Source organism: Trueperella sp. (assembly GCF_043424875.1).
Lineage (GTDB): Bacteria > Actinomycetota > Actinomycetes > Actinomycetales > Actinomycetaceae > Trueperella.
In genome coordinates this window covers 1-26082 of record NZ_JBHWPL010000024.1, presented here as the reverse complement: position 1 = coordinate 26082, position 26082 = coordinate 1, and the positions used below count along the sequence as shown (strand labels likewise).

21 protein-coding genes are annotated in these 26082 nt (G+C 64.7%); 9 read left to right on the top strand and 12 right to left on the bottom strand.

Translation table 11 applies throughout. The features are described 5' to 3' along the window. Nucleotides 1-12: 12 nt before the first annotated feature. The 4 genes from ACHFFR_RS02110 to secA all read left to right on the top strand — a co-directional run bounded on the left by ACHFFR_RS02110 (nucleotide 13) and on the right by secA (nucleotide 7285). Nucleotides 13-1551, top strand: coding sequence for an NADH-quinone oxidoreductase subunit M (locus ACHFFR_RS02110; protein ID WP_394262620.1), 1539 nt, complete (start codon nucleotides 13-15; stop codon nucleotides 1549-1551). Further along, on the top strand, nucleotides 1548-3224 hold the full coding sequence (gene nuoN / locus ACHFFR_RS02105; protein WP_394262619.1) for an NADH-quinone oxidoreductase subunit NuoN: 1677 nt from the start codon (nucleotides 1548-1550) through the stop codon (nucleotides 3222-3224). Before ACHFFR_RS02110 ends, nuoN begins: the two co-directional genes overlap by 4 nt. Further along, nucleotides 3221-4231: a polyprenyl synthetase family protein gene (locus ACHFFR_RS02100; protein ID WP_394262618.1), complete on the top strand. Its 1011-nt coding sequence runs from the start codon at nucleotides 3221-3223 to the stop codon at nucleotides 4229-4231. Before nuoN ends, ACHFFR_RS02100 begins: the two co-directional genes overlap by 4 nt. 111 nt (nucleotides 4232-4342) lie before the next feature. Further along, entirely contained in the window at nucleotides 4343-7285 is a 2943-nt protein-coding gene (secA, locus tag ACHFFR_RS02095) for a preprotein translocase subunit SecA (protein ID WP_394262617.1), read from the top strand. 24 nt (nucleotides 7286-7309) lie between these two features. Here the strand turns inward: secA and ACHFFR_RS02090 are convergent, their stop codons facing one another. Both ACHFFR_RS02090 and ACHFFR_RS02085 read right to left on the bottom strand, forming a co-directional pair. Then, nucleotides 7310-7921: an Rv3235 family protein gene (locus ACHFFR_RS02090; RefSeq protein WP_394262616.1), complete on the bottom strand. Its 612-nt coding sequence runs from the start codon at nucleotides 7919-7921 to the stop codon at nucleotides 7310-7312. A gap of 9 nt (nucleotides 7922-7930) precedes the next feature. Continuing rightward, a complete protein-coding gene (locus ACHFFR_RS02085) occupies nucleotides 7931-8791 on the bottom strand; it encodes a LysM peptidoglycan-binding domain-containing protein (protein WP_394262615.1) in 861 nt (286 codons plus the stop codon). Nucleotides 8792-9010: 219 nt separating this feature from the next. On the opposite strand from ACHFFR_RS02085, the gene ACHFFR_RS02080 reads away from it, so the two are divergent. Next, nucleotides 9011-9610: a hypothetical protein gene (locus ACHFFR_RS02080; protein WP_394262614.1), complete on the top strand. Its 600-nt coding sequence runs from the start codon at nucleotides 9011-9013 to the stop codon at nucleotides 9608-9610. Nucleotides 9611-9692: 82 nt separating this feature from the next. Here ACHFFR_RS02080 and ACHFFR_RS02075 read toward each other — a convergent pair whose 3' ends face one another. After that, nucleotides 9693-9902: a helix-turn-helix domain-containing protein gene (locus ACHFFR_RS02075; RefSeq protein ID WP_394262613.1), complete on the bottom strand. Its 210-nt coding sequence runs from the start codon at nucleotides 9900-9902 to the stop codon at nucleotides 9693-9695. Between the two features lie 106 nt (nucleotides 9903-10008). Here ACHFFR_RS02075 and ACHFFR_RS02070 point away from each other — a divergent pair, with 106 nt between their 5' ends. From ACHFFR_RS02070 to ACHFFR_RS02060, 3 genes are read left to right on the top strand one after another with little or no spacing between them, the layout of a single operon-like run. Next, entirely contained in the window at nucleotides 10009-10602 is a 594-nt protein-coding gene (locus ACHFFR_RS02070) for a hypothetical protein (protein WP_394262612.1), read from the top strand. Continuing rightward, nucleotides 10599-11708: a hypothetical protein gene (locus ACHFFR_RS02065; RefSeq protein WP_394262611.1), complete on the top strand. Its 1110-nt coding sequence runs from the start codon at nucleotides 10599-10601 to the stop codon at nucleotides 11706-11708. The genes ACHFFR_RS02070 and ACHFFR_RS02065 overlap by 4 nt, the downstream gene beginning before the upstream one ends. 24 nt (nucleotides 11709-11732) lie before the next feature. After that, a complete protein-coding gene (locus ACHFFR_RS02060; RefSeq protein WP_394262610.1) occupies nucleotides 11733-12170 on the top strand; it encodes a DUF6912 family protein in 438 nt (145 codons plus the stop codon). Here ACHFFR_RS02060 and ACHFFR_RS02055 read toward each other — a convergent pair. The 9 genes from ACHFFR_RS02055 to ACHFFR_RS02015 all read right to left on the bottom strand — a co-directional run bounded on the left by ACHFFR_RS02055 (nucleotide 12167) and on the right by ACHFFR_RS02015 (nucleotide 24833). Further along, a complete protein-coding gene (locus tag ACHFFR_RS02055; RefSeq protein ID WP_394262609.1) occupies nucleotides 12167-15235 on the bottom strand; it encodes an AAA family ATPase in 3069 nt (1022 codons plus the stop codon). The genes ACHFFR_RS02060 and ACHFFR_RS02055 overlap by 4 nt on opposite strands. Beyond that, the gene (locus ACHFFR_RS02050) at nucleotides 15236-16420 is read right to left on the bottom strand and encodes an exonuclease SbcCD subunit D (RefSeq protein WP_394262608.1); all 1185 of its coding nucleotides are present in this window, start codon (nucleotides 16418-16420) and stop codon (nucleotides 15236-15238) included. Nucleotides 16421-16500: 80 nt separating this feature from the next. Next, nucleotides 16501-17304, bottom strand: a complete 804-nt coding sequence (gene hisN / locus ACHFFR_RS02045; RefSeq protein WP_394262607.1) for a histidinol-phosphatase — start codon at nucleotides 17302-17304, stop codon at nucleotides 16501-16503. Nucleotides 17305-17392: 88 nt separating this feature from the next. Further along, entirely contained in the window at nucleotides 17393-18412 is a 1020-nt protein-coding gene (gene rsgA / locus ACHFFR_RS02040) for a ribosome small subunit-dependent GTPase A (protein ID WP_394262606.1), read from the bottom strand. Continuing rightward, a complete protein-coding gene (gene aroA / locus ACHFFR_RS02035; RefSeq protein WP_394262605.1) occupies nucleotides 18399-19691 on the bottom strand; it encodes a 3-phosphoshikimate 1-carboxyvinyltransferase in 1293 nt (430 codons plus the stop codon). The genes rsgA and aroA overlap by 14 nt, the downstream gene beginning before the upstream one ends. After that, nucleotides 19688-20191: a DoxX family protein gene (locus ACHFFR_RS02030; protein WP_394262604.1), complete on the bottom strand. Its 504-nt coding sequence runs from the start codon at nucleotides 20189-20191 to the stop codon at nucleotides 19688-19690. Before ACHFFR_RS02030 ends, aroA begins: the two co-directional genes overlap by 4 nt. Before the next feature lie 24 nt (nucleotides 20192-20215). Then, nucleotides 20216-22297 (bottom strand): exo-alpha-sialidase, encoded by a 2082-nt coding sequence (locus ACHFFR_RS02025; RefSeq protein WP_394262603.1) that lies wholly within the window; start codon nucleotides 22295-22297, stop codon nucleotides 20216-20218. A gap of 8 nt (nucleotides 22298-22305) precedes the next feature. Further along, nucleotides 22306-24063: an alpha/beta hydrolase gene (locus tag ACHFFR_RS02020; protein WP_394262602.1), complete on the bottom strand. Its 1758-nt coding sequence runs from the start codon at nucleotides 24061-24063 to the stop codon at nucleotides 22306-22308. After that, on the bottom strand, nucleotides 24063-24833 hold the full coding sequence (locus ACHFFR_RS02015) for a FadR/GntR family transcriptional regulator (protein WP_394262601.1): 771 nt from the start codon (nucleotides 24831-24833) through the stop codon (nucleotides 24063-24065). The genes ACHFFR_RS02020 and ACHFFR_RS02015 overlap by 1 nt, the downstream gene beginning before the upstream one ends. 63 nt (nucleotides 24834-24896) lie before the next feature. On the opposite strand from ACHFFR_RS02015, the gene ACHFFR_RS02010 reads away from it, so the two are divergent. Continuing rightward, a partial coding sequence (locus tag ACHFFR_RS02010; protein ID WP_394262600.1) for an ABC transporter substrate-binding protein occupies nucleotides 24897-26082 on the top strand: 1186 nt, incomplete at its 3' end.

The window sequence follows — 26082 nt, the reverse complement described above, 5'->3', positions numbered from 1 at the left end:
GACAAGAGGTACATGCAATTGCACACCGTTTCTGAAGCCAGCTTCCCCTGGCTCACAACTATTATCCTCCTTGCGGTGGTCAGTGCCATCGTGCTGTGGCTGGTCAAGCCACTGCGCACGCAGGCACGCCCGATCGCCCTCGGCCTGTCGCTGGTGATCGCCGCGGCGTACGTCGTCGCCTTTGTCAGCGAGTTCGACGTGGCGAACGCAGGCGCGATCCAGATCGCGGAGACCTACACGTGGATCCCGCAGATCGGCGTCAGCCTCGCATGGGGTATCAACGGAATGGGCGCCGTGATGATCGCCCTGTCCGTGTTCCTCGTGCCGGTGGTCATCCTCGCCTCGTGGGACGAGATCGACGACGAGCGCGCGGCCGGTTACATGGCCTGGATCCTGTTCCTTGAGGCGATCATCATTGGCCTGTTCGCGGCACGCGACCTGTTCGTGTTCTACGTGCTCTTCGAGCTTATGATCCTGCCAATCTTCTTCATGATTGGCCGCTACGGCAAGGGTGCGAACCGCAGCAAGGCCGCGATGAAGTTCCTGATCTACTCGCTCCTTGGTGGCCTGATCATGCTGGTCGGCGTCATCGCCGTCTACGCATACGGCCCGGGCGGCGCGGGTGGTTTCATGATCGACAACCTCGCAACTGGTCTCCAGGTCTCCAGCGGTACGCAGATGTGGATCTTCCTGAGCTTCTTCATCGCGTTCGCGATCAAGGCTCCGATGTGGCCCGTCCACACCTGGCTGCCTGACGCCACCGAAGAGGCCCCGGCCGGAACGTCAACCCTCCTTGTTGGCATTCTCGACAAGTTGGGCACGTTCGGAATGATCGCGATCTGTCTGCCACTGTTCCCGGCTGCGGCATCGGATGCCGCAGGCGTGATCATGGTCGCGGCGATCATCTCGATCATCTGGGGCGCGTTCATGGCGATCGCCTCGAAGAACCTCATGCGTCTGGTCGCCTACACGTCGGTCTCGCATTTCGGCTTCATGGTCCTGGGCATCTTCTCGGGTTCGGAGCTCGCGATGGCTGGCGCGATCTTGTACATGGTCGCCCACGGTGTTGGCACCGCAGGCTTGTTCCTCGCCGTCGGATTCCTCGGCGAGCGCGGCAAGTCGCACATGATCGCCGATTACGGTGGCTGGCAGCGCGTCACCCCGCTCGTGGCCGGATTCTTCATGCTCTCCGGTTTTGCCACGATCGCCCTGCCGGGCCTGTCGGGCTTCATCCCCGAGTTCATGGTCCTCATGGGCACCTACAAGGTCAACGCTGCGGCGGCGCTCGTCGCGGTGATCGGCGTCGTTCTCGCCTCGATCTACATCCTGCTTCCGTACCAGCGCGTGTTCACGGGCCCAAGGCCCGAGGTTGAGGTTAAGGACCTCGGCGGCCGCGAGAAGACAGTCATGGGCGCGCTCGTTGCGGCCATGCTCGTGCTCGGCTTCTACCCGGCGCCCGCGCTTGATGTGATCAATCCGGTCGCGGAACAGTACGCATCGCACATTGATGCCGGCCCGGCCGACGCATCTGCAGAAGGGAGCACCAAGTGACCACCCCTGATTACCTCGAATTCAGTATTGAGTGGGTAGCGGTACTTCCACTGCTCATCGTGCTCGGCGCCGCAGTGCTTGGCACGCTGATCGAAGCGTTCGTGCCCCATCGGGCGCGCCGGCCCGTCCAGATCGGGCTCTCGATGCTCGCCCTCGCATCGGCCCTCGTGGCTGTCGTGTGGCGCTGGACCGAACTGCAAGTCTCCGGGGCAGGAGGAACCGCGCTGTCGGCGTCGGTCCTTCCCTCGCACCCGATGGCGGGCATTCCGGGCTCCGGCTTTGAGACCCTCCCGCAGGGCCTCTACAGCGTGGGACTTGTTGAGGACAACATCTCCCTCATCGGCCAGACGGTGATCCTGGCGTCGGCGCTGCTGGCGTTCCTCATCATGGCGGACCGCACGGAGACCCGCGAAGGCGCATTCGCAGCCTCGGCCGCAACCCGCCCGGGTTCGCCCGACGAGCGCGAAATGACGAAGGCTGGCCGCCAGCAGACGGAGATCTTCCCGCTGGCACTGTTCGCCACCGGTGGCATGATGGCCTTCACGTCGGCGATGGATCTGCTCACGCTTTTCATCGCCCTCGAGGTCCTTTCGCTCCCGCTGTACGTGCTCTCGGCCACCGCGCGCCGCAAGCGCCTGCTGGCTCAGGAGGCCGCGCTCAAGTACTTCATTCTTGGCGCGTTCTCCTCGGCGATCTTCCTCATGGGCGCAGCTCTGTTCTACGGAGCCACCGGCACGCTGAACCTTACGGGCGCATTCTTGCGCGCGGAATTCGGACCGGCCGGAGACTTCTCGGTCATGCTCGCCGTCGCGGGAATCATGATGCTGGTTGGCCTGCTGTTCAAGGTTGGCGCCGTGCCGTTCCACTCATGGACGCCGGACGTCTACCAGGGCGCACCCACTCCGATCACCGGCTTCATGGCCGCTGGAACGAAGGCGGCCGCGTTCTTGGCGATGGCCCGCGTGTTCTACTGGGTGGCCGTGCTCGTGCACGACTCGCTCAACGTGTTCCTGTGGATCGTCATCATTGCCACGATCCTCGTCGGTACCGTCATGGGTCTGATCCAGACGGACATCAAGCGCCTGCTGGCCTACTCCTCGATCGCACACGCCGGATTCATCCTCATCGCGATCAACGCGATCAACAACCCCGAGGGTTCGGCTCAGGTGACCGAGCAGTCGATCGCAGCGATCATGTTCTACCTGCTGGCCTACGGCATCGGCACCGTCGGCGCCTTCGGCATCGTCACGCTCGTTCGCGAACGTGACGCACACGGCAACATCCTCGGCGAGGCCACGAAGCTCTCGAGCTGGGCCGGCCTTGGAAAGCGCAGCCCGCTGCTCGCAGCGTCGATGACGGTCTTCCTGCTCTCATTCGCGGGCATCCCGCTCACGGGCGGCTTCATCGGAAAGTTCCGCGTGTTCCAGGCCGGCTTGAACACCGGTCAGGCCGTGCTCGTTGTGATCGCCGTTCTCGCGTCGGCTGCCACGGCAGTGTTCTACTTCCGTCTCGTCCAGCTCATGTACTTCCGTGAGCCGGATACCGACTCGGCCGTGGTCATCGAATCCGAGGGTATGTCGATCGTCGCGATCGTCATTGCCCTGATCGGCACGATCGCGCTGGGCGTCCTGCCCGGTCCGGTTCTTGACTTCATCATCGGGTCGTTCGTGTGAGCGTAACGGAATTCCTGACCAGCGACGACCCGTTTGGCCGGCGCATTGCGCAGCGGATGGATGAGGTCGAAGACCGCCTCCGCGCCGAGACCCGGGTGGACGACGTCGTCGTTGATTCCGTGACGTCCCATCTTGCCGACGCCGGCGGCAAGCGGCTCCGGCCGCTGCTGACGCTGCTGACGTCGGAGATGGGGCCCAACCCGGATTCGCCGGACGTCATCGACGCCGCCGTGGTCATGGAGCTCACGCACCTTGCGTCGCTCTATCACGACGACGTCATGGACGAGGCGCCGATGCGCCGCGGCGTTCCGACGGCGCAGTACATCTTCGGCAACTCCTCGGCAATCATGGCGGGGGACGTGCTGTTCTCCCGAGCGTCGAAGATCGTCTCTGGGCTCGGCCCGAAGGCGATTTACATGCATGCGGTGGCGTTCGAACGCCTGTGCACGGGTCAGCTGCACGAGATCGTGGGCCCGCAGCCAGGCGATGATCCGATCGAGCACCACATCGGCGTCCTGTCGGGCAAGACTGGCTCTCTTATCGCCGCGGCGGCGCATCACGGCGTGATGGCCGCCGGCGGTACGGATGAGGTGGCCGAGAAGCTCGAGCAGTTCGGCGAGCGAGTCGGCGTGGCGTTCCAGATCGCCGACGACGTCATCGACCTGGCTTCCGACGAGGAGCTCACCGGCAAGACGCCGGGCACCGACCTCCTCGAGGGCGTTCCGACCATGCCCACCCTCCTTCTTCGACAGCGCGAGGCGCGCGGGGATCTCGACGAGACGGGCGCGACGATCCTGCAGATGCTCGCCGAGGGCAACCTCGACGAGGGCGACCGCCTCGCAACCGTGGTGGCGATGCTGCGCGAGCACCCCGTCGTCGACGAAACGCGTGATCTGGCTCGCTCGTGGGTCAACGACGCGCTGGCCTATCTCGACGGGCTTGAGGATTATCCCGTGCACAGCCACCTCGTGGCGTTCGCGCACGCGATGGTCGAGCGCATGGCCTAAGCGGCCTTGCCCGCGCCCGCGCCGCGTTGGCTGTGAGTGAAGATATACCCGCAATTGCAGTGATGCTTGGGGAAGTCGGTAGAATGTTCGCAGTCATAGCGAGGAGCAAACGTGCGCAAACTTATCGATAAGATTCTGCGAGCTGGCGAAGGGCGCATTCTTCGAAAGCTGGAACGAATCACCGAGCAGGTCAACGAGCTCGAGGACGTCTTCCAAGACATGAGCGACGAGGAGCTCAAGGGGCAAACCGAGGAGTTCCGCGCGCGCTACGACGCCGGTGAATCGCTCGATGACCTTCTGCCAGAAGCCTTCGCCGCCGTGCGAGAGGCCTCCGTGCGCACGCTCGGCCAGCGCCACTACGACGTGCAGATCATGGGCGGCGCTGCCCTTCATCTGGGCAACATCGCGGAGATGAAGACCGGTGAAGGTAAGACCCTCGTGGCAACCTTGGCCGCCTACCTGAACGCGATCCCCGGCAAGGGCGTCCATGTTGTGACCGTCAACGACTACCTGGCCTCCTACCAGTCGGAGCTCATGGGTCGCGTCTACCGCTTCCTTGGCATGACGACGGGCACGATCACCTCCGGCCTGACGCCCGCGGAGCGGCGCGAACAGTACGCGTGCGACATCACCTACGGCACGAACAACGAATTCGGCTTCGATTACCTGCGCGACAACATGGCGATGAGCCTGGATAACCTCGTCCAGCGCGGTCACTACTTCACCATCGTCGATGAGGTTGACTCGATCCTGATCGACGAGGCGCGAACGCCGCTGATCATTTCGGGGCCGGCCGAGGGCGATGCGAACAAGTGGTATGTGGCGTTTTCCCAAGCCATGGATCACCTCAAGCGCGACATCGACTACGAGGTGGACGAGAAGAAGCGCAACGTCGGCATCCTCGAGCCGGGTATCGACAAGATCGAGGACATGCTCGGCATCGACAACCTGTACGAGTCGGTCAACACCCCGCTCATCGGCTACCTCAACAACGCGATCAAGGCCAAGGAACTGTTCACCCGCGATCAGGACTACATCGTCTCCGACGGCGAAGTACTGATCGTCGACGAGCACACCGGCCGAGTCCTCGCCGGGCGCCGCTACAACGAGGGCATGCATCAGGCCATCGAGGCGAAGGAAGGCGTGAAGATCAAGGCGGAGAACCAGACGCTCGCCACCATCACGCTCCAGAACTACTTCCGCCTGTACAACAAGCTCTCGGGCATGACGGGTACCGCCGAGACGGAAGCAGAAGAATTTGCGTCAACGTACGATATCGGCGTCGTGCCTATCGATACCAATAAGCCCATGCAGCGCGTGGATAAAACCGACCTCGTGTACCCGACCGCGGACGGCAAGTTCCGGGCGATCGTGGAGGACATCAAGGAGCGCTACCGCACCGGCCAGCCCGTGCTTGTGGGTACGGCGTCTGTGGAGAATTCCGAGTACCTGTCCAAGCTGTTGAAGAAGGCGCGCATTCCGCACGAGGTGCTCAACGCCAAGCAGCATGATCGCGAAGCATCGGTCGTGGCGATGGCGGGCCGCAAGCACGCCGTCACGGTTGCCACGAACATGGCAGGCCGAGGTACCGACATCATGCTCGGCGGCAATGCCGAGCACATCGCGGTTGACATGATGAACAAGCGTGGCCTCGATCCGGAGGAGAACGCGGAGGAATACGAGGAAGCCTGGCCCGAGGTGCTCAAGGAGGCCAAGGCCGCCGTCAAGGTGGAGCACGACGAGGTCGTGGAACTTGGCGGACTGTACGTTCTCGGCTCCGAGCGCCACGAATCCCGCCGAATCGACAACCAGCTGCGCGGCCGTTCTGGCCGTCAGGGTGATCCGGGCGAGTCGCGATTCTATCTGTCTCTCGACGACGACCTGATGCGCCTGTTCGGCAACAATCGCGCCACGGCCGGGTTCCGGGAGGGCCCGGAGGACGAGGCGCTCGACTTCAAGATCCTGTCATCGGCCATCGAAATGGCGCAGACGCAGATCGAGTCCCGGAACGCCGAGATGCGTAAGAACGTGCTGAAGTACGACGACGTGATGAACGAGCAGCGTACGGCCGTCTATGCCGAGCGTCGCCGCATCCTCGAGGGTGAGGACGTGGAGGACCAGATTGAGTCCTTCATTGATTTCGTCGTCGACGACGTGGTGACCTCTCATACGCAGGGCTCGCCAGACGAGTGGGACATGCACGCGATGTGGACGGACATGAAGGGCATTTACAAGCCGAGCTTCACGGGCGAGGAGCTCGCCGAGGCTCACGGCGGTCAGGAGCAGCTGAGCCGTCAGATCGTGCGCTCTGAGCTGCGCGAGGACATGCAGGCCGTCTATGACGAGCGCGAGGACGAGCTGGGCGATGAGCAGATGCGCAAGATTGAGCGCCAGGTCCTGCTCACCGTGCTGGATCGCAAGTGGCGCGAGCACCTGTACGAGATGGACTACTTGAAGGAAGGCATCGGCCTTCGCGCGATGGCGCAGCGTAACCCGCTTGTGGAGTACAAGCAGGAGGGTTACCTCATGTTCCAGGCGATGAACGATGCGATCCGTGAGGACACCGTCCGCCACCTGATGAACTTCGAGACGCCGTCAGAGAAGATGGCTCGCGAGGCGGCGGAGGCCGCGAAGAGCGCGGCGATGTCCGGGCTCAACCAGCTGCCGGAAGGGAGCGCGTTTATCGGCCAGAAGGCTCCCGTGCAGAAGCAGGCGATGGCAGCGCGCCCGAAGCAGACCCATGTGCAGGCACCGGATGCGACCGAGAAGATTCTTGGCATCAAGCGCCCCGAACGCGGCCAGCAGAAGCTGACGTACACCTCGTCGGCGAATCAGGGGCAGGCTGGGCCTGCGGGCTCACGTGGACAATCGCAGCCCGTCGGCGCGGCCTTTGGCGGCGCTCAGGGTGGTCAGCAAGCCCAGGGGCAACAAGCCCAGGGGCAACAAGCGCAGGGCCAGCAGACGAATCAGCAGGCGGCGGATCCCTACGCTGGCATGAACCGTCAGCAGCGCCGTGCGGCTGAGCGCCGCGCCGCGAAGCGTCGCAAGCGGTAGCGGCTCGGAGCGCCAGTCGCGCGGTTAGATAATTTCCAGCGCGGTCACGTGCCAGCGTGAGCGGCGCACTTCTAACCGCACTGCCGCCGCGCGCACTTTTATCCCATCGAAGACGACGATGGAGGCCTCGGCAACCCCGGGCCGCGGCTCGCACACGATGATTTTCTTGATGCGCGGAGCCATGCACTTTTCCGCCTTGCCGCGGATGCGCTGGCCGAGCCCCGCCCGTCGCGCGAGGGCATCGTAGACGAGCGGGTGCACCCACGTTTGAAGCTGGCGCACGGGCCGATGCCCGAGGAGGACTTCGATCGCCTGCCCGACGACGGCCGCCGCGAACCGATCCGGCGGGGGCAGGGGGTGCTTTTCTTCGTCGTCGTCGACGACGTTGAACATCGGCCTGTCGATCTTGGGTGAGGAAAAGGACGTGCGGTCAAAGCGCGCGGGCAGGTCCTCCTGGTCGAGCATCGGCTTGGCGAGCGGCGCGACGTTGACCTTGGCCGGGTAGGGCCGGGGGAGCGGTGTCGGCGGAGGTGGTGGCCCCTCGACGGTGAGCGGCGCAAGCTCGGGTGCTGGCGCTGCGAGCTCGGGTGCTGGTGCTGTGAGCTCGGGTGCTGTGAGCGCGGTGGTGTGACTCATGGGCTGTCCTTACGGTAATTCCAGTCGTTGACCGGGGTAGATGAGGTCCGGGTTCGAACCGATGGTTGACGAGTTTGCGCTCCACAGATCCAGAACGAGGTTCGCAACCTGCGCGTCGGTGGCGGGGGCGTAGTGATCCCGGACGATCGACCACAGGGTCTCGCCCGGTTGGACGACGTGGACGTTGCCCAGTAGCTGGCCGCCGGTTTCGACGATGCTCTGGTTGCGGACCTGGTCGCCGGTTTGGCTGACGCTCACCGGGCTCGGCAGCGTTGGGTCGTCAATTGCTGCGGCCGTCTCATTCGCAGAGGAGTCTGGGACGGGGGTGTGGTTCTCTGCCTCCACGGTGGGCTGCACGGGTGAACTAACGAACGCATGCGCGGGAAGCCACAGATCATCCGCATCCGGCGCGATCGTGACGGTGGATGCCGAACTGGTCAGCTCCGAATCGACACCCTCGGCGTCGTTAATCGTGCCAGTAGCCACGGGAGGCGAGCTAGTGACCACGGGAGGCGAGTCACTCCCGGATGGCGAGGTGCTCTCAGCAGGCGAGTCAGCGACCTCGGACGTGGACTCTGGTGCGTCAGAGCCCCAACTGAGGTCCACCGGGTCGGTGGAGGCCATCGCCGGCGTCGCGAGAGCGGTTGCTAAGCCGGTGGCGGCGAGCGTCTTGATGAGCGGTGCTCCCCACCGCGCGACCGCCGCGCGGAGCCTGCGATCTCGGGTGCGCTTCGCATAAATGAGCGCAGCAATGGAGGTCAGATACCACAGCGCCACCACAAGCAGCGCGCCGAATGCGGCGATGACGAGCAACTGCTCGAAGTCGCCCCGCGGCGACGAAACTGGTCGAGAAATGCTGAGCGTAGCCATCTCGCCTCCAATCATGTCGTTTGATGTCGTTTGATGCGATATGGGTCAGTTTGATCCCAAGGATTTGCATTCGCGAGTGGGTATACACGGCATTTCAGTCGCTGGGATTTGATGTAAATGCCTGAAACACGCGTTTTGGTGTATGACCTGCATAAATGCGATACGAGAGGTTGTGGATAATCAAATTATCTGCAAAAGTTTCAGAGTAAATTCGCATCCATGACATGGGAATTGATTGCGTACGACATCGCGGCGAGCATCGAAAATGATGCTCGAGAGGATCTGTTGGCCGAGGCGCGCGAGCTCGCGGACGCCGAACGGGCGACCCAGCTCTTCGCGGATCGAATCAGAGCGTTGACCGGGCGCGAGGCCTTATTGTCAGTGAGTGCGCCGGATCTCTCATTCCTATCCGGCATACTTGCCACCTCGGGTGATGACTGGCTTCTCCTGCGCGATGCGGTGTTCGAATACCTCGTCCTTGCACATGCGATCACACGGCTTCATTCGCCGACATTCGCACGAGAAGCTCCCGATGGCTTGCCAGTTTCTCTCAGCTCGATGTTGCGCGAGCTCCAGGGTTCACACGTCACTATCAATTGCATCGACTCAACGAGGACGGGAGTGATCACCGGGGTGGGCAAGGACTACCTCGTGCTTGATGAGGGAGACAATTCTGCGCGCCGGGGCTCGTATGCGCCGGATTGGGAGCCGCGATACGCGTTCGCGGCGAATACTGAGCGTCGGCTGGTCGCCATTCCCTTTAGGGCTATTGCGGTGCTCAGCCAGGTGATCGGCCACGGCCACGAGGAGCCCCTCTGAGCGGGTGCCTACTGAGTGTGGTTACTGAACGAGCCTCATGCGCGAACTATGTGACCACGAAGTTCGACTGCTAAGCGGCGGTCTAGATGTCCTCGCCGGCTGCGATCTTGCGGCGAGTGGTCTCGTATCCTCGCTCGACGTACTCGGCGAGGACCGTGTCGCTGATACGCCACTGCCCGCGGCCACCGACCTGAATAGCTGGCAGCTCCCCATTCTTGATGAGCGTGCGCACTTGACCTGCGGAGACATTGAGATACTCCGCCACGTCAGCAATTGTTAAGAACCTAGCCATGTCGAAAGTCTCCCATCTTCGTATCGGTTTCGGCAACGTTATCAACATCCGAGCGCCGCTGTGGACAACTTTTTCGCCCGCATGGTGAATCTGGAACGGTATCAATATGGGTATGTCATCTCTCGTGCCGTGGAAGGATCCTCGGCTAGCGGCAGGTATCGCATTGATCGCGGGCGGCGGCCTAGCAGGCTCGCTCCTGCTCGGCGGTGAAGACACGGTTCCGATCCTTCGCGCCGAACGCACGATCGCGGCCGGCAGCGAGCTCGATCCCGGGCAGTTCGTCGTCGACGAGCTGCCACAACGCGTGGGAGAGGGGTACGTAAGGCCGGGACAAATCCCTGAGGGTTCCCTCGCCGCACACACAATCAGCGAGGGTGACTTGCTCACGCGGTCTGCGCTCGAGGGGGCGAGCGATCAGGTCGACCTCTCACTCCCACTCATTGCCGATCCGCCCTCGAGCATCGGAATCGGCGCCGAGGTGGAGATCTGGCGAGTCCGCTCGGCTCAGTTTGATGCCGATGCCCAAGCTCATCGCATCGCCTCCGGCGCGGTGCTCGTGTCGATCGATGTACCGGATTCGGTTGCTGCCGCGGGATCTCGAGCGCAGGTGCGAGTGAGCCCCGCCGACGTTCCTGACATCCTCGAAGTCCTTGGCACACAGGATGGGCTCGTCATCGTGGGAGCGGTGGGCGAGCCGTGATCCTCGTCTGCTTACCCGACGACGAAGCGCTCATCCGCGAACTCGCGTCATTTGGCCAAGAGGACCTCGTTGCGCGCAGATGCGCCGACCTCGCCGAGGTGCTCGCGGGCGTCGACGCCGGGCTCGCGCAGTCCGTCCTCATCTCCGGAGACGAACCCGGACTCGATCTCACCGTGGTCTCAACGCTGCGCAGGCAGGGGATCCGCATCGGCGTCGTTCCCCACGGCAGGCCCGTCGCAGACCTGCGGGCTCTGGGCGTGGAGGTGGTGGGCGAGGGGGAGCTGCTCGCATTCGCTCGCGGCTCGTCGGAGGTGGTTCGCGTGCCGGACGCAGCCGCCCGGGGCCGACTGATCGCCGTGTGGGGACCGGGCGGTTCGGTCGGACGGTCCGCGCTCGTGCGTGACCTTGCGAGTCTGGCCGACGACGTCCTCGTCGTCGACGCCGATACCCATCGCCCGAGCCTGACCCAGCTCTACGGCCTCGAAGAAACCTCCGCCATCGTGGCTCTGGCTCGCCATATTGAACGCGGGCGCGACCCGGAGGACCTCATCGACTCGATCCTCGCCGAGCTCCCGGGCGGCACCGGCAATCGGCGGCTACTGGCTGGGCTGAACACGGGCGAACGCTGGCGGGAACTGCCGCGCGTCGTCGTCGATCGGAAGTGGGAACCGCTCGTCAGGCGAGCCTCGACCGTCCTCGTCGATCTGTCTGGCGGTATGGACGCCCGGGCGGAGCGAGCCGATCGATACGCGGTGACGCGCTCGGCGCTCGAGGCGGCCGACGTCGTGCTTCACGTGGGCCGAGGGACTCCCGTGGGGCTTCGCAGATTCGTCGAGCATATCGACGCCGTCGGCTCCGATCACGCCGCTCATCACCGTGGCGTTGTGGTTACCTCGCCGCACGCGCTCGGCCTCGACGGAAGGGCAAAGGTGCGAGACTTGCTCGCCAACGCGCCGATGCCTTGCGATGTTGTGCGCGGGGATCGCGATCGCCTCGACGAGTGCGAGCTCGCGATGAAAGCGATGCCGGTTGCCTATCCGAGGTCCGGGTACTCGAAGGACGTGCGCGCACTGTGGGACTCGCTTGCTGCGGCGGCGCCCGCGTAGCCATCGTGATGTTTAGGATGGGGTATGCGCATCTACATTCCCCTCGAATCCTCCGACCTTCGCGGTGATATTACGCCGCGGCTCGTACACGGCGTCACCCCGCAGTTGAAAAGCGAGGTGCCGCGCGAGGACGCGGAAGGGTGGGAAATGATCGCGACCCTCGCGGCCGCCGATGACTCACTGCGCAGGCTGAGTGGCACACTGCGCCGAATCGTGTGCGTGGCGGAGGTCGCGGACAGCGTGCTGGAGATGGCCGACGAGCTACCCACAGCCCGCCGTCTGGTTGAACCGGTCTCGTGGGACGACGTGGAAGCGATCCTCGTGGACGAGCCCGGATCGGAGGACGTCGTCGAGCGGGCACTGGCCGGAGACGAGAAGGCCTTCATGGCCTCGGGCGATATTGACCTTATGTGGTACGACGTGATCGAGCGCGAGGTGCTCGCGAACGAGCTCGGCGCCTAGCTTCCGGCGACAACTTTCAGCGTTGACCCACCGCCCTCGAGCGGGCGGACCGAGACCCGGTCACTGATCATCGACTTGAGTTCGTCCACGTGGCTGACGATTCCCACCGTCCGCCCGCCGGTGCGCAGCTGGCCGAGGGTATCCATGATCGACTGCAGGTATTCGGACGACAGCGCACCGAACCCTTCATCGATAATGAGCGTTTCCATGCGGATTCCGCCGTGTTCAGCCTGCACCACTTCGGACAGCGCGAGTGCGAGCGCGAGCGACGTGTAGAATGTCTCGCCACCCGAGAGCGTTCGGGGAGAGCGCCGGTGCTCGCCGTGAGGGCCGGCGTCGTGATGGATGATCTCGAGCCCGAGGCCGGTCTTGCGCTCGCTGCCCGACTCGTCCGTGCGCGCCAGCTCGTAGCGACCGAAGGAGAACTCGCGCAGGTGTTCGTTCGCGCGCTCAACGATCTGTTCGAATCTGCGCAGCAGAACCCACGTTGAGAGCCGAATCTTGCTCAGTGAGATGTTCTCCGCGTTGGCGAGGCCAGCGAGTCGCACGACCGGTCCGGCGTCATCTACCGTGGCCTTCCATCCGGCGACGGCGTCGCGGGTGCGTTGGAGGAAGCGCACCGACCTCTCCGCGCAGCTCTTTGCAAGCGTGTGCTCGGCCGCAGCGGCCCGGTAGGCATCCGCGGCTGCGGTCTCTTTCTCTCGCGCGGAACCGACGTCCGGCTTCTCCTCACCCGTCAGCGCTTCGAACCGCTCGTGGGCAAGCTGGGCGTGAACCGCCGCGACATCCTTGCCGTACTGATCGACGGCCTGTTTCAAGCCCGCGAGGGTATCGGCATCAAGGTGCGCGCTGAGGGCCTCGGACCTGCTGACGCCGGCCGCTGCGAGGGCCTCCTCGGCCGCCTCGCGAGTGGCAAGAGCCTGCCGGGCGCGCTCGGCGATAACATCGGCAGAGTCCCTAAGGCCACGAAGATCCGCACGCTGGCTCACGAGAGCATCGCGAAGTGCTGAGACGGAGTCGAAGTCGCCGCGCAACTTGGCCACTGCCTCTTCATCACGCGCCAGCGACTCTCGCGCATTCTTGATCCGCTCGGCAAGCGAACTCTGCTCCGCACGCTTTGCACTGAGCTCCTCCTGCTTGGCGCTGTTTGCCGCCGTGAGCTTCGCGCGGGTCGTGGTCAGCGACGCCTCGCGTGCCTTGGCCTCCTTCGCCGCGGCGAGCTTCTCGGCCGCTGACGCCATCGATTCCTCGAGATCCTTACCCGATGCGTCACCGACCTGACGCGAGAGTTCCTCATGCTGGCCCTGAAGCTTTTGGTGACGAGCATTGGCCTCGTTGAGTTCAAGCGCGAGGGGTGTGAGCGCAGCCTCGGTCGCCTGCACGTCGGCAAGACTGGCCGAATCGTCGGTGGGCTGGGCCGGCGCCGGATGATCCAGCGAGCCGCACACCGGGCACGGTTCCTGCTCGTCAAGCGTGGCGGCCAGATTCGCCGCCGTGGAGCGCCGCCATGCCGCGGTGACCTCGGCGACTCGATCGAACTGCTTCTTGTGCCGATCAAGAGCAAGGCGCCCCGCCTTCTCAGCCTCCTCGAGCTTCGCCCGGAGAGTATCGAGCTTCGCCGACTGCTCGGCCTGCTCCGTGAGCTTGGCGAGCTCGGCCTCGAGCGTCGGGATGGCATCGCCCTGCTCGCGCGCCGTCGTGATGTCACCATCCAAGGCTTCGATGCGCGCAGGGAACGCCTCGAGCTCGCTGGTCACACCGGCGATGTCGTCCGCAAGCTCGGTGGCCGAGCGATCAAGATCGTCCAGGCTCTTCGCCCGCGCGCCCAGAGACTCCTCAATCGTGAGCGTGTTCGCCAGCGAACCGACGCGCGCGGTGATCTCACTGATCGCTCCATCGGCGGCGCTCACGAGGGCTTGCGCGGTGTCTGCCAGATCGCGGCCATCATCAATCGCGTCAGCTAGCGCCGCGCGTTCGGCCTCGACGGGCGCGACGCCGTCCGGTAGCTGCGCGGCGGAGGCCTCGAGTGCGTCTTGCGCTAGGCTCGCGGTGGCGAGGCGATCAACGGACGTTGCCACTTTCTCGTGGACGTCGATCCGAGCGCGCTTGGCATCCATCTCTTCGGAGCGCGCCACAAGCTCCTCGCGCCGTGTGATGAGGGATGCCCGTTCCGCGAGCGTCTTGGCGAGTTCCTCCTCGGCAATCCTCGCCGCCGTCAGATCGTCAAAGCGCTTCTTGAGATCGCCGGCCTTCGCCTCGGCGGCCTCGGCGCGCGCCGTTAACTGCGCATCGATGGAGGCCATGACCTCAAGAGGAGCCGAATCCTCGGCGTCGATAAACTCCAGCGCCCCGGTGTCGGGGAAGTCGGAGGCCAGCCCGTCGATGTCGCACCAGGATTGCAGTGCGCGGGTGGCAACGGCGCCGGCGGCGTCGACTTTCTCGCGTGCCGCCTTCGCCTGCTTATCCAGACTCTGGGCGAACGTGCGGTAATCGGTGGTGTCGAACAGGGTCTCCAACAGGGCAGAGCGGTCAGTTGAGCTCAGGCGCAGGAACTGCGCGAACTCGCCCTGCGGCAACACGACGGTCTGGACGAACTGCTCGCGGGTAAGCGCCAGCAACCGGCTCAGCTCGATGCCCACATCCCGCGCGCCGCTGGCCAGCACGTCGCCGGCGTCCCATTCGTGGGCGTCCACGGCGGCCTCGGAGAGTCTCCACAGGGTCGCGTGTGCGTTCTCCCTCGTGGTGCCCTCGCCTCGCTTTTTCTGACGATTCCAGGCCGGAGTGCGCCGCACGCGGTAGATGCCCGAAGGAATCGTGAATACCAGATCGGCGTAGGACGGGGTCGAATCATCGGCGTGGGCGGAGCGGATGCGCGAATCGTCGGATTCTTCGCCCGCCACCCTGCCGTACAGGGCGAACACAATCGCATCGATGATCGAGGACTTGCCCGAGCCGGTCGGCCCGTCGAACAGGAAGAGCTTGCCCGCCGTGAGCTCGTCAAAATCAATGGTGTGCGTGCCGGGGAACGGACCCAGCGCGCTGAACGTCAAATAGCGAAACTGCATTTAGGCCCCCTGACCGACTTTCTCCCACGCGTCTCGAATGACATCAAGCTCCGCCTCATTCAGATCGCGCCCGCCCGACATCTCGAAGAATTCGCGCAGCACCGCGAGCGGCTCGGTGCGAATCGCTTCGAGTTCAGCCACCGAGACAGCGGTGGATTCCGTGAGGTGCTGATGCTCGAGCACATAGGGGAACTTCTGCATGAGCTTGGCGAACAGGTTCGCCGGCCGCTCGGGATCCGTGACGTTGATGCGGAGGAAATGGCCCCGATACTCATCGAACTGAGAAGACAGCAGCTCATCAAGCGTGCCCTCGATGGTGGCAAGCTTGCGATACACCGGCGCGGGCACAAGCTCGATCGGATCGGCCGCCTGCGTATCCACAATCACCGACGTCTTCGTATGGTTTTGCTCGGAGAACGAGAACGGGATCGGCGAGCCCGAATACCTCATGACAGGCCCGGCGCTGGCCACCTGCTGAGGGCCGTGGATGTGGCCGAGCGCCACGTAGTCCACACCCGGCAAATTGAACAACGACGCCGACACCTGCGCCGCACCGCCCACCGAAATGTCGCGCTCGGATTCAGTTTCCTCAGCGCCACTCACGAAGGCGTGGGACATGATCATCGTGTACGGCTTGTCTGTGTGCGCCCCGAGTCCTCGCGCCCCGAGTCCTCGCGCCGCGAGATCGGCGCGGATCGAATCGAGAACCTTGCCCAGCACCGCCGCGTGGCTGCGCGCCAGCGGTTCGGCCGGATCGTCAGCGAGCCGGCCGCGCTCCGAATCGGGATCGAGATAGGGGATGGGATAGACCAGCGCGCCCACATCGCCGCTGCGGTCGCGAATCGGCACCGGCACGCGGGAGGCCAAGGAATCGGTATAGAAATAGAGGCCATCGCGCATCAGACGGGAACCAAAACCCAGCCGCTTGGCCGAGTCATGATTGCCGGACGTCACGATCACGCTCGTATGGTCGAGCGCGCGCTCCAAGGTCTCTGCCAGCAGATCCACCATTTCTAGCGGCGGAATCCCGCGGTCGTACACATCGCCTGAGATCAGCAGGGCGTCGATGTCCTGTGTGGCCACGAGATCAATGACGTGATCAGTCCACGCCTCGAAGGCGGGCGAAAGATCGGCGCCGTGCAGCGTGCGGCCCAGATGCCAGTCAGCGGTGTGTAAGAATCTCATGCCCTCAACACTATCGGGCGGCTCCGACATTTTTTGCGCGCGCCCGTTCGCGGGCAACCCGCGGGGGAGGGAAAAGTTGCCTAGTCGTCGTCGCGAACGGAATGAAGAATCTCGATCGCTGCGTCGTGGAGGTGTCCGTTCGTCGCAATCGCGTTGCGGCCCCACGGTCCGTCCTCGCCCTCGAGGGAGGTGAACCTGCCGCCCGCCTCGGTCACAATCGGCACGATCGCCGCCATGTCGTAGAGCTCTAGCTCGGGTTCGGCCGCGATGTCAACCGCGCCCTCGGCCACCAGCATGTAGGACCAGAAATCGCCGTAGGCACGCGTGCGCCAGCAGTTTTGTGCCAACCGGAGGAAGCCGCGCAACTGGTTGCGTTCGCTCCAGCCATCGAGCGACGAATACGAGAACGACGAATCCTCAATCCGCCCCACGTTCGAGACCTTGAGCCTGCGCGAGCTCGTGGCCGAGCGGCCGTTGAACGCGCCGATGCCCTTCGCCGCGTACCAGCGCTGCTTGAGCGCGGGCGCGGAGACGATGCCGACGACGATCTCGCCCTGCTCTTCGAGTGCGATCAGGGTCGCCCACACGGGCACGCCACGCACGAAGTTCTTGGTGCCGTCGATGGGATCGATGATCCAGCGGCGGCCAGACAAGCCCGTCTCGCCCTCTTCCTCGCCCAAAATCGCATCGCGCGAGCGGAACTGGCCGAGCATGTCGCGAATGATGCGCTCGGCGCCGAGGTCGGCGTCGGAGACGGGTGACATGTCAGGCTTCGTCTCAACGGAGAGGTCCGCGGCGCGGAAACGCTCCATCGTGAAGACGTCAACGCGGTCGGCAATCCCGAGCGCAACCTGAAGATCGGCAGAGTGGCGTGCAGTATTCATACCCCTCAGCATAGACGCCGCGCCCCGAAAAGGCGCCGATACCCGCCGCTATGCGCTGTGCCGATTCAGGCCGGCGAGGTCGCGGCGGCTACGCCCAGTGCGGATCCATCGAGGTGCGCGAGTGGAGGAGCCTGCGGAAGGATTCCACGCGTGCCGTGAGGCGCTCGCCCTTGACATCGTCGAATGCGCAGTCGATGGTCCCATCCTCGTGCGTGCATCCGCGCGGGCATTCCTCGGCGATCTCTTGGAGGTCGGGGAAGCCGCGCAGGAGATCCTCGGGTTCCACGTGGGCGAGCCCGAACGTGCGCACGCCGGGCGTGTCGATGACGGCCCCGCCATCTGCCAGCGGGAATGCCATCGCGGACGTGGACGTGTGCCGCCCGCGCCCGGTCACCACATTGACGCCGCCGGTTTCACGTGCGGCCTCGGGGACGAGCTCGTTGATGAGGGTCGACTTCCCGACGCCGGAATGGCCAACGAGCACCGACACGTGATCCGTGAGCGCGTCGGCGATCTCGTCAATGTCGGCCTCGCCCGTCTCCTCATTGATCGAGGAGGTGTAGATATCGATGTCGAGGGGCTCGTACAGTGCCTGCAGCGTGGTGGGATCAGCCAGGTCGTTCTTCGTCAGTAGCAGGATCGGCTTCATGCCGGCGTCGTAGGCGGCCACCAAAATGCGGTCGATCATGCCGGGCCGAGGTTCGGGCTGTGCCACGGCGGTCACGATGACGAGCTGATCGGCGTTCGCTACGATCACCCGCTCTGTCCCGGCCGCCTCGCTCTCTTCTGCGGTGCGGCGCAGGGCCGTGGAGCGTTCATCCACCTCGACAATGCGGGCGAGGGTGTCCTTGCGGCCCGAGAGGTCGCCAGCCATCGCCACGATATCGCCGACGACGATCGAGCCGTGCGGCAGCTCGCGCGCCTTGACGGCCGTGACCTGCGTGGCGTCGTCGACCATCGTCACGTGGTAACGCCCGCGATCCACGCGGTAGACCTGCGCCCGGCGCGCGTCGGAGTAGTCGGGCCGGCGCTTCGTTCGCGGCCGCGAGCCCTTGCCCGGGCGTACGCGAACCCGCGGATCGTCCGTCCCGATGTCACGCCTCGACACGGTGACCTCCAAAGGCGCGATTCCACATGGCGACGAACTCGGGCAGCGTCTTCGACGTGGTCTCGATGTCAATGACCTCGATCCCGTCAATGCGAAGGCCAAGAATCGCCCCGAAGGTCGCCATTCGGTGATCCTCGTAGGAATCGATGACGGCCGCGCGGGTGGGCCCGCCGCCCTCGATTACGAGGTCATCGCCGTCTTCGTAGGCTCGCACGCCAATCTTCGCCAACTCGGCCGTCAGTGCCGCGAGCCGGTTCGTCTCGTGCCCGCGCAGCTGACCAATATTACGCAGGTGCGAGGTGCCCTGCGCGAACGCGGCCACGGCCGCCACCGACGGCACGAGCTCGCCCACGTCCTTCATATCCGCATCGTAGGGCGTGATGCTTTCCGGCCCGACGACGGTCAGCAGGCCTTCGTCCAGGGTGACGCGCCCGCCCATGGCGGCGAAGATGTCGCGATAGGCGTCGCCCGCCTGGGTGGTCTGGCTCGGCCAGCGGGGGATGGACACGCGCCCGCCGGTGACCATCGCGGCGGCGAGGAACGCGCCAGCATTCGACAGGTCCGGCTCGATCGTGACATCCGGCAACTGGGGCAGGTTGGGGGAGACGACCCACCGGTTCGGGGCGTCCGCAGGCATCTCGGCGACGTCGATGCCCGCCTCGCGCAACACCGCCACGGTCATCGCGATGTGCGGCTGGGAGGGCAAATTTTCGCCCACATGGTGCAGGTCAAGCCCGTGCGTCATGAGCGGGGCGGCAAGGAGAAGGGCGGAGACGAACTGTGAGGAGGCCGAGGCGTCGATCTCCAACCTGCCGCCGGCCACCGAACCCGTTCCATGAACGGTCATGGGCAGCACCGGCGAGCCATCGAGCTCATCGGCATCCACCTGAACGCCCAGCCCGCGCAGACCCTCGACGATCGCACCCATGGGGCGAACGCGCGCCGCCGGGTCGCCGTCGAGCCGTACGGGCTCCATCGCAAAAGCCGCCAGCGGAGGAATAAAACGCATGACCGTGCCGGCCAGCCCGCACTCGACGTCGCCACCGCGAAGGGGACCGGGCTGGATTGTCCACGAGTCGTCCGCGCGGATGATGACGGCGCCGAGGGATTCGAGAGCGGCGGCCATAAGCTCGGTATCCCGGGCGGCGAGCGGGTGATGAATCGTCACCGGCTCGCTGCCAAGCGCGGCGAGCACGAGATACCGGTTTGTCAGAGACTTCGAGCCGGGGATATCAACGATCGTGTCGACCGGCCCAGAATGTGGCGCAGGCCAGGTCACCGACCATCTCCAATATGCAGACGCTCAGAGGCGGCGTCTACGCGATCGGACGCGGCGTCGCGGGCATCCTTCGCCAGGCGCTGCGCGCGCCACGCGATCGAAGGCTTACCTCCGCGATCCTGCGAGGCGATGAGCGCCCCGCCCACGAGGCCAGCGGCAGACACGAGCGAGCTCAGCGATTGGCGGCGCTCCTGGCCCGTCTGCTCCCAGAATGGGTTGCGCGCCAGCGAAACCGGAAGTTGCATCGCGCCAAGGAAAAGCGCGGAGCTGCGCGGGAGCTTGCCGCGCGCAAGCGTGAGGCCGGCGACCGTGAACATGACGCCGGTGGCGCGAGTCGTCAGATCAACAAGATCCTGCGAGGGGCGCTTGACGCCGAAAGATTCGATCGCGTCGAACACGCGATTCGCGGCCTCGCGATGCTCGGCGGGTTTCATGAGGGCGTCGATGCCGCTTGCAATGAAGGGGGCTGCCAGTAGTGGACGGGCGAGTCTGGAAATCATGTGGTTCTCCGTTCGTCTGTGCCCTCAGTCTACTGAAAAGATCGCCGCAGGTACCCGCGTCATCCAGATCCCCGCCGTTTCCCGTTCCCACAGCATCGCGACGTCGCCGCCGGGCAACGCCGCCAGCGATTGATACCCGTGGTGGCGCGGATTGACGGCCCTGCCCACCCAGTGCTCGCCCACGCCATTGGCTCGGTACACGGTTCCGCAGCCGCGGTAGGGCAACATGCGCGAGGCGTTGGCAAAGACGAGCGAGCCGTCGTCGGCGAGGGTCGCTGCGGGCTGGCAGAAGATCTCGCGCAACTGCGGATCCTCCACGACCTCGCTCCACGTGGTTCCGCCGTCGTCGGAATAGGTGCGCAACACGCGCGGATGCTGGGAGCGCGAGAACATGTGCACGCGGGAGCCAACCTCGACGATCGCCGACTCCGTCATGGTCAGCGCCGAGTCCGTGAACGTGCGCGGGTCGACGCGCACGCCATCCACCTCGCGGTCATCGTTGGGCGACGATCCGCGGTACCAGGTGGCGCCGTCGTCGTCGGAGATGAGTGCGGCCGCCGAATGCTCGGTGCCGTCCTCGGTGGAAAAGTAGCAGGGGACAAGCAGCCGGCCCGCGTGCTCGCCGTGCTCCAGGCGAATCCCGTTGCCGGGGCCGATGCCCAGGAACGTCATCCACGAATCCTTGATCTGGTCGGTGATCAGGCGCATGGGCGACCACGTCGCGCCGTCGTCATCCGAGGTCCACACGCCAATATGCGCGGTCTTGACGAGTAGCAGCTCGCCGTCAATCAGCACGTTTCCGGCGGCTTCGCCGTCCTTTGTGAGGCTGCCGTCCGCGTCCACAACCCACGGGGTCTGAGCGCCCTCGCTATCAATGACGACGGTCGGGCTTGCCGGCCACCGCCCCGGCACCGCGTATTCGGTGCCGTCCGCGTCCTCGAGCAACACTCCACGCTCGTCCATGCCAGAGCCCGGGCGCGAGTTCAGCAGGCCCGTGTGCGCCGCGTAGAAGTCGGCGAGCATGTGAATGCGGCCGTTCCTATCTTCGACGGCGGCCGCATCCGTCACGGCCACGCCGTCGATTCCCTCGCCCGGGAAGCTTGCGACGGTCTGGACCGGTTCCCACGTGCGGCCCTCGTCGAATGAGCGCCGCAGCACGAGGTCGGTTGCGTTCGGGGCGTCGTTGGGCAGATCGCGCCGGCGGTCGGCAAACGCGAGAAGCGTGCCGGCGCTCGTGCGCGTGAGCGCCGGGATGCGATGGAACGAGCCGGTGGGGTAGGAGTCGAAGACGGGCACCTGCGAGAGCGCGGCGCGGTGAGCGAGCAAGGCGATCTGCTGATCGTTGATGGGTCCGTAGATGCCACCCTCGCCCACTTCGCCCATGAGGCGGCGGCCCGCCAAATCCTGGCCGATCGCCACGTTGTCGAAACGCGGGGCAGAGCCGGGCACGTGGGCGTGAAGCCAGCCGTCGATCCAGATCTGGATCGCGCCGCCGGTGAACGCAAGCGCGAGGTGGTGCCAGCGCCCATCTGACCAGTTGCCCTCCGAGAACGCCGTGGTGGTCTCGGAGGTGAGCGTGATGCCGCGCGTGCCGTCGATGTAGGCGGTGAGCACGGTGGCTCCCTCGAGGCCCGCCGCGAGGATCGTGCCGTATTGACCCGGCCCGCGCACGCGGAACTTGGCATGAATGACGAGCTCGGGCAGGGCGCCCATCGCGCGGGCGTCGTCGTCGGATAACCGCATCGAGGCAAAGGACACGAGCGGAGTAGGAGGGGAGGTCAGGTCGCGGACGAAGGTGGCCACCTCATCCGGGCCGAGCCCACCCGGCACGCTCACGGTGTGAAGCTCTCCTTGGCGCGCGGTGGGTGTGCCGCGCAGCGGTGCCGTCGCCGACCACACCTCGTAGCCATCAAGGAAGATGCGAGTGGTTGGCTGCGCAATCACGCCGATGGTGTGCATGCCTGCCACGCGCGCGTCTTCGATGTCGTAGTCAAATGGTTCGTCGGCCACGCCGTGCAGGTGCAGCTTTCCGTCGCGTACGGCCAGCGCCCACGACTTTGCTTCGAGCACGAGGCCCTGACGCATCTGACCCGAACAAACCCACATACCTATCCTTAATCCGTGACGAAATCTTCCATGAGCTGCTGGACCTGCTCCCACACGCGCGTGCCCGGCATCGACAGGCCCGCGTGATACGTGCCGGCCATCATGTGCAGCTGCGCGTTGAACCCGGCGTCCACGAGATCCGTGGTCCACGCGATGCCCTCGTCGCGCAGCAGATCCGCGCTCGCGACGATGGTCAGCACGCGCGGGAGGTGCTCGCGATCCCTGTGATCGATCAGTCGAGGAAGCTCGCGCGGATGCGTGCCCTGAAGGTAGGCCCGCCACGCGTGGTAAGCCTTCATGTGGTTCCACATCTGCGCGTCCTGATGGACGCGTATCGAGCGGCCGGACATCGACGGGTCAAGGAACGGCTCGAGCATGATGAACCCGGCTGGCGATACCGCCTCGCCCTCGAGCAGCATGGCCCCGACGCTTTCCGCCAGCCCGCCGCCGGCTGAATCGCCGTATATAAAGAAAGGTAGCGCCTGGCTCGACTCGCCGACGAGCCCATCGCGTTCGAGCATGCGAACGGCGCTCAGGCAGTCCTCGGCGGCCGCGGGGAACGGATGTTCTGGCGCGAGCCGATACTCCGGGCTGACGACGACGGCGTTCAACCGGGCCGCGAGTTGCGAGTTTCGCTCATCATCGAAGTCCGCGCGCCCCGCCATGAAGCCGCCACCGTGAATGGCGAGAATGACTCGCTCGGCGCTCGCGGGCGGATTCCACACGCGCACGCTCACGCCCTCGAATTCCCGCACGTCGAGCTCGGTACCCTCGGCCGCGGCGGTCGGCGGCAGGTTCGCCTCCGTGCGCTCGCGGGTGCCGATCGGATCCCACTGCGGGTAATACGCCTCCGCCAGCGGGCCACGCAACTGCGGATCGATATAGAACTCCGCGGTTTGGCTGGGCTGAGGGCCGACGACGGCGGGCTCACCCGGCTCACGTACGGCGGCTTCCGGGTCCAGTGCGGGATGGACGCGATCCAAGAAGCTATCGACGACGGCCTGGAACGCCTCGGCGTCCTCGCGGCGCACGCAGTGGCGGGCACCCTCGATGAGGTGCGTGCGAATGCTGCCATTGTGGAGAGCGTCAATCTCGGCTATGCCGGGGTGACCAAGCACGACGTCGTCGCCGTCGCCGGTCACAATGAGCGCGGGCACCGAGATTGTGGCGGCGAACTCGCGCCAATCCACGAAGCCGACTTCGCCGGTTTCAAGGAAGTCGAGATCCACCTGAAGCTTGCCCGCGAGCCAGCCTGGGCGTTCGGTTTCGGGCCACGAGGGATACTCGGCGCGGTTGTTCTCGAGCGCGCCAGCCGGAGCGGCTCGAAGCGTGCGGTGATACTCGAGGCTGCCCGGAACGCCGTCGAGATAGCGCTGGGCCTGATCGGGGGAGAGCCACGACGGATCCTCGCCAATCACGCCGGCGAACAAATCTGGGCGGCGGGCGGCCAGGCGCGTTAGCAATGCGCCGCCCATGGAATGGCCAATGCCAACGGCGACGCCGTGTTCGTGGACCAGCCGCTCAAGGGTGTCCTCGAGCGCGGCAAGCGCGCTGGCCATCGGTGTTTCGCGCTCGGCGGGTGTGGTTCGGCGCGAGAGGCCGTGGCCGAGCGAATCGATAGCGACGACGAGGTAGCGGTCCGACAGGCGCTCCACGAGATCGGCAAGCGAGGCCGCGCAATCGGTGACGCCGTGGCACAGCACGACCAGCGGACCTGCGCCAGTGCTCACATACGACAGCGGCCTATCGGGGTGAGTGCGAAACATTATGAGTCCATATCGAGCAGGCCTGCGAGCGGCTCGTAATGCTCGATGACCGCCTCTCGGTATGCCTCCACGTCCCCGTCTTGCGCTGTCAGGAGCATGCTTTCGTGTGCGCGGGCGGTGCGCAGCAGGCTCTCGGCCGAGCTTTCATTCAGCTCCGGAATGAACGTTTGGTGGATGAGCCACATCGAGGCGTTGATCTGGGTGACGAGCTCGTTATCCAGGTAGGAGACGAGGCCGGTATGGAAGGCCATGTCCTCCTCCGTGAACTTCTCGGAGCGCGAGGCCTTGGTGACCATCGCCTCCACGAGTTCTTCCAGATCGGGATTCTTGGTCCCCTTCATCGCAGAGACGAGGCTGTCTGCCACACCCAGATCGATGAAGCGCCGCATGGAGACGACCTGGCGAAGAGATTCGGCGCCAGACTCGGTATCGAGTGCGAAGCGCAGAACCAAGGTCTCAACCATGGGCTCAAGTGACATGGACCCCACAAAGGATCCACGGCCTTGGTGAACGCGGACAATATCGAGGGCCTCGAGCTTGCGAAGAGCTTCGCGAACCGATGACCTAGAGACCTGAAGATCTTCGCATAGCGCGGACTCGGTGGGCAGGGGATCTCCCGGTTTAAGCGCGTGATTCAAAATGTAGGCCTTGATCGCGTTCATCGTCGCCGATGACCGATTTACCGCCACAATGGGCTCACGAGCGCGCTCCGACATCGTTGTCGGAGAGTATTTAGTTAAAAGGACTTGCGCCGACTTGTCTGACAACATACAATCATTCTACCCGATTTGAAGCATTGGTGCTTCACATTTACTCGATGGAGAGGAAACGACATGCGTTCATCAAAGCGCTGGGTCAAGGCAACTGCCGTTGTAGCGGCAGCGATGCTTGCGCTGTCAGCCTGTGGAGGCGACAGTGACGAAGGTGGAGAAGGTTCCGCCACGGATACCACGACGACCGACGGCGGCGAAGGTGGCGAAGGTGGCGACGGCGCCCCCTCGGGCCAGATCAACCTCGGCGTTGCATACGAAACCACCAACTATGACCCCTCAACGACCTCATCGGCTCTGGCCATGGGTGCGAACTGGCACGTCATGGAGGGTCTGTACGAGTTCGACATGGCGACCTACGAGGTCTACCCGGCGCTTGCTGATGGCGAGCCTGTCGAAATCTCGGACACCGAATACGAAATCACGCTTCGCGAAGGTGCAAAGTTCTCTGACGGCACCGACGTGACCACCGAGGATGTTCTCGAGTCGTGGGCACGCACCACGGACGAGACCTCGATCTACAAGCAGTTCTTCACGTTCATTGACTCGGTCGAGGCCAAGGATGACCAGACCATCACCGTGAAGCTGAACTACCCGTTCGCAGGCCTGACGGACCGTCTCGTCAACGTCAAGATCATCCCGGCGTCCTCGACCCAGGATGAGATGACCGCGCACCCGATCGGCACCGGCCCGTTCAAGTACACCGAGATCACCAACACCTCGATCGAAGCAGTTCCGAACGAGCACTACAACGGCTCCAAGCCTGCTCAGGTTGAGCTCATGCACTGGGACGTCCTGAAGGACGACTCGGCACGTCTGTCCGCTGCCCTCGGTGGCACGATCGACGTCATGGAGACCGTTCCGTCGGCAACCAAGGATCAGCTTGCTGGTGCAGGCTGGGAGCTCGATGAGGTCCCCGGCTACAACAACGCATTCCTCATGTTCAACACCGCCAAGGATCCGTTCGGTGACGCTGAAGTTCGCCGCGCATTCCACCAGGCAATCGACCGTCAGGGTCTCGTTGACACCGCACTCGCGGGCGATGCGATCGTCTCGACCGCATTCCTTCCGGAAACCAACCCGATGTACACCGAGGCCGCAACGCAGTTCGACTACGACACCGACGCAGCAGCGCAGGTCTTCGCCGACGCTGGTCTGACCGAAGTCACCCTCATTTCGACGGATCACCCGTGGGTTGCGAACCTGACCCCGCAGATCCGTCAGGATCTCGAGGCCGCTGGCCTGACCG